Raw genomic sequence first — 6,644 nt, 5'->3', positions numbered from 1 at the left:
GATTTTAAATAAGAGGTAATTATGAAGTTTTTTAATTCTGCAGTAGCTATTTTAGGTTTAGTACTTACATTTTCCGCATCAGCGCATATATCACTCAAGCAATCAACACCTGCGCAAGAAGCCATGTTAATGAAAAGCCCAGAGCAACTTTCGTTAACTTTTGGTGGTGAAGTAAGGCTAGCAAAAGTCATCATCAAAGATGAAAAAAATAAATCAATAAACTTTGATTTCAAACCAAGCTCTACCCCAAGCACAGACTTTAGTTGGTCATTGCCGAGCTTAGTCCAAGGGACTTACACGGTTAAATGGACAGCACTGGGTGGTGATGGACATAAAATGACCGACACGTTTAGATTTATGGTACACAAAAGTGAATCGCATAAGATGATGCAAGAACAATCTAATACCCACAGCAAACATAATCATTAAGTAGCAACATAATGCAATTAAGTGAATGGTCAGTACTCTTACTATTATTAAAACTAGCAAGCTATATCGCAATTGCAGGGCTTGCGGGCACTTTATTAATGCGCTTTATGTGTGGCAACAGCAATGTTGCAGGGCATCACTTAATTAGCTTTTATCAGTTCTTAAAACGTTGGCAAATTACGTGTGTAGTTACAGGTAGTATTGCTGCACTTTTACAAGTACCAATAGAAGCTGGAGCAATGGCTGAATCAGGCTTTATGGGAATGTTTGACCCCTTTATGCTTGAAATTGTTTGGCAATCAGTCATAGGTGACCAAGCAACGTTTAGAATACCAGCGCTTATTATTGCTCTAATTAGCGCATGTATGTGGAGTGTGGAATCAGATGATAACGTAGCAGGTTATAAAAACGGTGCCGTTATACTAATCATGCTTGGGTTTATCGCTTATAGCTTCACTTTTACTGGGCACAGTGCAAATGAAAATGGGTTAGTGAAAAGTATTTTAACCTTTCACCTTATTGCCATTGCGAGCTGGTTAGGGTCATTGTGGCCGCTTTACAAAAGCTGCACTTTACTACCTACCAGTGAAGTAAAGCGGTTAATGCATTACTTTGGTCAACTCGCTATTGTTATTGTATTTGTACTACTTATTTCGGGCTTAACTCTGCTCCTGCAGTACCTAGAGTCATTTTCTGCATTGTTTACATCAAATTATGGGCAACTAATTTTATTAAAGCTGTTACTCGTCTGCGCGATGCTGTTACTAGGTGCATGGCATAAGCTTTTTTTAGTCCCGCAAATCACTCAACAACACCATATAAGTATATTAAAACGCTCGATCATTGTTGAAATATTAATTGCCCTATTTGTACTTATTACAACAAGTGTATTTACAACACTTGTTGGTCCGCCTATTTAACGATTAATAAAAAAGGAAAATGTATGTTAATTAAATCCTCTAATTTAAAAATTTTATTGCTACTAATTTTTAGCGCTGTTAGTTCTTTTGCTGTGAACGCACACACCCATGAAGAGCACACAAAAAAAGGCTGGGTCTTTGTTAATGTTGATAGCGAAGCTGCAAAGGCAGTTAGCTTATTTCATGCATCCCTAAAACAAGGCGATGCCAAAGGTGCCCGTAAATTACTGGCCGACGATGTCGTCATTTTTGAAGGCGGAATTGTTGAGCGTTCTGCAGATGAATACGCGAACCATCATATGATAGCGGATATGAAATTCTTAAGTGCAGTTGATAGTGAACTGCTAGAGCATCAAGTTCACACAAATGGAGACATAGCTTACTCAATTTCAAGAAGTAAAACTCAAGGAAAGTATAAAGGGAAAGATATTAAGTCTACGGGAATGGAATCAATCACATTAAAAAACACCGATAAAGGTTGGAAAATCACTCATATTCACTGGTCTAATTAAGGAGTTAACAATGCGAGTAATCTACATTACCTCAGCGTTTTTTTTATCATTAACTATGTCATTTTCGGCAATGAGTATCGAAAAACAGCATAAAACATCAATAATCTATGAAAATTCAGAAAAACCTGAAATTGAGCTTACCGTTTATAAAAGTAAAAATTGTGGATGTTGTAATAAGTGGATTGCTCATTTGAGTGAAAACAATATTCAAACAAAAGCAATTAACGTTAATGACATGGGGTCGATTAAATCTCAGTATCAAATAAAACCTAATATGCGCTCATGCCATACAGCCGTGTCAGCCGATGGATTTGTATTTGAAGGTCATGTTCCCGCTAAACATATAAAACAGTTTTTATCTGGGCAACACGCTCCGCACATTACAGGCTTAAGTGTACCAGCCATGCCTATTGGCACTCCCGGAATGGAAATGGAGGGTATATTTCACAAATATAATATTGAACTACTCACTGACAACTCAAATGAAGAAACCTACAGATACATAAGTAAATCCAGCGAGCAATTTTAGCCTAACGGCATAATTCTTGAGTTAATTGTTAAATACCCATTTTACACAACAGGAAACACTGATTTGTGAGCTTGATAGTGTAAAGATTACTCATATGTAAAAACAAAATACAAAACTTTTAAGGATCAATACAATGTCACACTATTCAAAATTTTTTTAATGATAGCAACATCTACAATAACCATGTTTGTATTGATGTATTTGAACACCTACCAACTTAGTCATGTTTATTTTAGTGAAACTCGTACTTATATGGCGCTTTATATGGGAGCCACGATGGCAGTGATAATGCTACTTTTCATGCTCAATATGTATAAAGATAAAAAGAAAAATATAACAGTACTCATTGCTAGTGTTGCCGTATTTGCAGGAAGTTTATTTTTAGTTCGCTCACAAGCGACTGTTGATGATAGCTCATGGATGTCGGCGATGATCCCACATCATTCAATTGCCATACTCACCAGTGACAGGGCAAAAATCAAAGATAAACGCGTTCAAAAGCTAGCTACAAATATAATTGAAGCCCAAGAGCGAGAAATAAAAGAAATGCAATGGCTCCTAAAAGATATAGAGCAAAACGGCATTGCACAAACCAATGCTCAAGCACAATTAAGAGCTGTTCCAGATTTCAATTCAAATAAATAAACCGCATAACATAAGGAGTAAAGCATGAGTAAATCAGCCCAACTTTTTAGAATGGCAACAGATGAGCATATTTGTCCGTTTGGTTTAAAATCAAAAGACCTACTAGAGCGAGAGGGATATACAGTTGATGATCAGCTTTTAACTTCTCGAGAGCAAACAGATGAATTTAAAAAACAACACAGTGTAGAAACTACACCTCAAGCATTTATTGATAATAAACGTATAGGTGGCTACGACGATTTACGTGATTACTTTAATAAGCCACAAGCAGCCCAAGAAGGTACAACTTACACGCCCGTGATTGCGATTTTTTCGGTTAGTTTTTTGCTTAGTGTGGCATTTAGTTTTGCATCGGATAATAGCTTATTATCAATGCAAACCGCTGAACTGTTCGTAGCCCTAACAATGGCAGTGTTAGCAATACAAAAGCTTCAAGACTTATTTAGCTTTACTAATTCATTTATAACCTATGACTTAGTCGCTATGAAAGTAGTCAGGTACGCTTATGTTTACCCATTTTTAGAAGCATTTGTTGGCATTGGAATGATAGCCGGATTACCAGCCTATATTATTGCCCCTATTTCATTATTCATAGGTGGGGTTGGTGCTGTTTCAGTGATAAAAGCAGTCTATATAGATAAACGAGAGTTAAAATGTGCGTGTGTAGGCGGTGACAGTAACGTACCACTAGGGTTTATCTCTCTAACAGAAAACTTATTTATGATAGCTGCCGGTATTTGGATGTTTGTTAGGTAAATAACAGCTTTAATTTAAAAATATGATGACGAGCTTATTTATAGCACGAACCAGACTCAGTAGTTGAGTCTGGTTCTGCCTGAACTTAAAACGCCATCAATTTGCTCTGGCTTCTCTAAGGTATCTTGAAGTTACAATGAGACTAAAGTTTTTTATTAATTGCATGATTTAAAAAAGCACTAGCCCTCTAACTTTATTAAATAGATCTAATCTAAATTTGATTCCAGGATTCTTTTGGCAATAAATTTTGTGAAATTTTTTCTAGTCCGCTTAGAGCGATAACCGGCCATTGAGATTGTCTTAATACAATAGTTAGTTGATTGGCTAATCTATGTGGTTTGCGCATATATTCATGAAAATGAGCGACGCGCGCATATTGTTCTATTTAACTTTTCTTTAAAGTTTTAGAAAACTTAATGATAGTAATACCTTAGATTATTTGTTAAAACTATATAATGTGAAAAAATGAGCGTAGCGTCGGCAGAAATATACGCGATCAACGCACTATAAAATGTTAGTGTAAGCATGAAAAAAATACTGATATTGTCACTACTATGTTTAGTTTCTGGAAAGGCTCTTGCTGATTGCTCTTTTGAATCGCAAAAGGATAATTACAAACCAGAAGTTGCAGCTAGTCTGGCTGAGAAGGCGTTTAAAGAGAATAATGTTTACTTCATCGCAGTAGCGGATGGAATTGCACCTTCTCGCCCAGGCTTCGATATCTCATTTACTTCATGTATTTTTAAAAATACTAAATGGGAGATGCTTTGGGTTGGAGCTGATTCGCAGTACTGCGTTAACCATGAAGCTCTTAGAGCGCAGGCCAAAAGCTATGCTCAAAATTTCAACAAGACTATGGTGCAATTGGCAAGTATGCAACTTCGTGAAATGTGCCCCGAACTCCGTACACACTAACAAGCAGCGGCAGAGCGACAGCCAACACTACGCGTTGGCTGCGTCTGCGCTGGGCGTTATGTGCAAAGGATAGTTCAGTGAAAAAAATTAATCTCGTGTTTCTTTGCTTAATGATCCTTGGCTGTGCGCAAGGTCGGATAGCTATTCTAGACAGCGAAGAAAAAGTAGTGGGATATTGCTCAGCTGCGTTTGACTACCATTTGCACGGGGTTCAGGACTCTGTAAATTATATTCCCCACCTATGTGCGAAAGAGCAGATTGAGAAAGGTTACAGAATATCTGATGAATCTATATTGGCTAATGATTACACTTTACCCGATGCGCCAAACGGGAAAGCCTGGAGTACAAAATTAGCCAAAGAACAATTCTCTAAAGGATTGATAACAGAAGAAAAATTTGGCTACATTTTGGCTGATATCGAGTATAAGTACCAGTTGAAGTTGAAGGCAGCTAAAGAGAATCTGGATCGTTCGGAAATTACTCGTTCAGAGTATGAGAGCTTTGTAGCAGATGCTAAGGCAGCGTTCGAGGGCGCGTAAGCACATAACAAACAGCGGCAGAGCGACAGCCAGCGCTGGGCGTTACCACTGTCTGCAATTGGCACAAAGCGGTCGGGGAAACTAGTCCAGAAAGTTCTAAGCTGTATTGCCACTGTTGCATATTTTGCTGTTTAATTTCGATCTAAGCACCCTGTTACATTATGCTATCCAATATCTTTTAACTGTTCTTAAACTAAGATTGGTAAGAAGTGCAACAGCCTGTTGAGTTGGTTTGTTGCCTGTTTCTTTGGTTATTTTCTTAACTGTTTTTTTAATAAGCTGCTGTGAATTACTCCGCTTTTTAACCGCAGTGTCTGTAGCTGCTTTTTTTTGCCTTTCCTTGATTTCAGTCTCTGATAATTTAGCTTTAGGTGTTGTATTTAAATATTCAGGACTCAACCCAAGTAGGTCCTCCATGTAATCAGCTAATGTTTCTTTTTTGTATTTGTAGTGGGTAGTTTTTGCTGTTTTAGTCAAGTTAATCAACTCTTCCATAGATAAGCCAATTAACTCATCGTTTATTTTTGTTAGCCTTTCAAATGCGGTGTTTTTATTCAAGTGCTGAAAAGCAACAAACAATATGAATGCGGCTTTGTCCCGTTTACCCTTTGGCACAGCTCCTTGCTTATAAAAATGATTTTGAATCGTGTTGATACACTTTAGCCACCACTCTTTAATATTATGTCCGTAACGCCTTGGCGTTTTTGAATTACCTCTTTTAGCTTGAGGCTTAAGTGGTAGTTCAATTACGCGCTTTTCCTCTTGCTTTAGTTTTAGCTCATTATAAAACTTTTCCAAATTTAGATAATTAATCAACTCATCAAATTTATACTTAAAACCACCACCAAAATACCTTGCTTGCATTCCGGTTCTTCCGTGTACTGAACCTGGTATTCGTAAATTTCCATAAGCTCGTTTTGAAGCCATTTTATCGACAAACCATAAACCATCTTTACTAATTAATTGCTCGACAAGGGTATTAGCTATTTTCTTCCAGAGCTCTTTATTCACATTATTTGCATCTACAGGATCATATATCCAATATAAATGAAGCCCACCAGAGCCAGAGCACACATAACCGGTAGGTGGCGGCAACAAACTAGCTTCAATCTGTTGTAACACTTCCTTAATCACTCTTTTCTCAACACTACGAACAATTGGTACATCAAGTTTTTCTGTAATATCTATATCGAGCCAGTTAGCTCTAAACAGGGCTAAGCCCTGATCTCGAGGCCAATTAAAAAATTCATTTGGACTAAAATAGATATTCACTGCCTCACTCTCTCGATTCAATATTCCTTGTACGAATCGACTTGTTTTACACTTAAAAGTTTTTAAATCTGTAACTCTTTTAGACTTACTATTCCCTAACAGAAAAGTTTTGGTTTTTGATTCATGA

General features: G+C 37.2%; 9 protein-coding genes. 8 read left to right on the top strand and 1 reads right to left on the bottom strand.

Annotation, left to right across the window (positions count from 1 at the left end):
• Positions 1-21: 21 nt before the first annotated feature.
• The 8 genes from ACT3RM_RS16430 to ACT3RM_RS16395 all read left to right on the top strand — a co-directional run bounded on the left by ACT3RM_RS16430 (position 22) and on the right by ACT3RM_RS16395 (position 5,245).
• Positions 22-429 carry a copper resistance CopC family protein gene (locus ACT3RM_RS16430; RefSeq protein ID WP_010558009.1) on the top strand — a complete coding sequence of 136 codons (408 nt, stop codon included), beginning with the start codon at positions 22-24 and terminating at the stop codon, positions 427-429.
• Between the two features lie 11 nt (positions 430-440).
• A complete protein-coding gene (locus tag ACT3RM_RS16425) occupies positions 441-1,349 on the top strand; it encodes a copper resistance D family protein (protein WP_441835639.1) in 909 nt (302 codons plus the stop codon).
• Between the two features lie 23 nt (positions 1,350-1,372).
• Positions 1,373-1,861, top strand: coding sequence for a YybH family protein (locus ACT3RM_RS16420; protein WP_165723891.1), 489 nt, complete (start codon positions 1,373-1,375; stop codon positions 1,859-1,861).
• A gap of 10 nt (positions 1,862-1,871) precedes the next feature.
• Positions 1,872-2,390 (top strand): DUF411 domain-containing protein, encoded by a 519-nt coding sequence (locus tag ACT3RM_RS16415; RefSeq protein ID WP_024591412.1) that lies wholly within the window; start codon positions 1,872-1,874, stop codon positions 2,388-2,390.
• Between the two features lie 159 nt (positions 2,391-2,549).
• Positions 2,550-3,035, top strand: coding sequence for a DUF305 domain-containing protein (locus tag ACT3RM_RS16410; RefSeq protein ID WP_441835638.1), 486 nt, complete (start codon positions 2,550-2,552; stop codon positions 3,033-3,035).
• A gap of 24 nt (positions 3,036-3,059) precedes the next feature.
• On the top strand, positions 3,060-3,791 hold the full coding sequence (locus ACT3RM_RS16405; protein ID WP_002963060.1) for a MauE/DoxX family redox-associated membrane protein: 732 nt from the start codon (positions 3,060-3,062) through the stop codon (positions 3,789-3,791).
• A gap of 525 nt (positions 3,792-4,316) precedes the next feature.
• The gene (locus tag ACT3RM_RS16400) at positions 4,317-4,706 is read left to right on the top strand and encodes a hypothetical protein (protein WP_182671366.1); all 390 of its coding nucleotides are present in this window, start codon (positions 4,317-4,319) and stop codon (positions 4,704-4,706) included.
• A gap of 77 nt (positions 4,707-4,783) precedes the next feature.
• On the top strand, positions 4,784-5,245 hold the full coding sequence (locus ACT3RM_RS16395; RefSeq protein WP_441995323.1) for a hypothetical protein: 462 nt from the start codon (positions 4,784-4,786) through the stop codon (positions 5,243-5,245).
• Positions 5,246-5,404: 159 nt separating this feature from the next.
• Here the strand turns inward: ACT3RM_RS16395 and ACT3RM_RS16390 are convergent.
• Positions 5,405-6,644 (bottom strand): hypothetical protein (locus ACT3RM_RS16390; protein ID WP_444511421.1); only part of this gene is annotated, 1,240 nt, incomplete at its 5' end.

The sequence above is a fragment of the Pseudoalteromonas sp. AOP7-A1-14 genome, from assembly GCF_052376275.1.
Lineage (GTDB): Bacteria > Pseudomonadota > Gammaproteobacteria > Enterobacterales > Alteromonadaceae > Pseudoalteromonas.
Note: the sequence above shows the minus strand (reverse complement) of the source record. Positions and strands in the feature narration are given on the sequence as shown.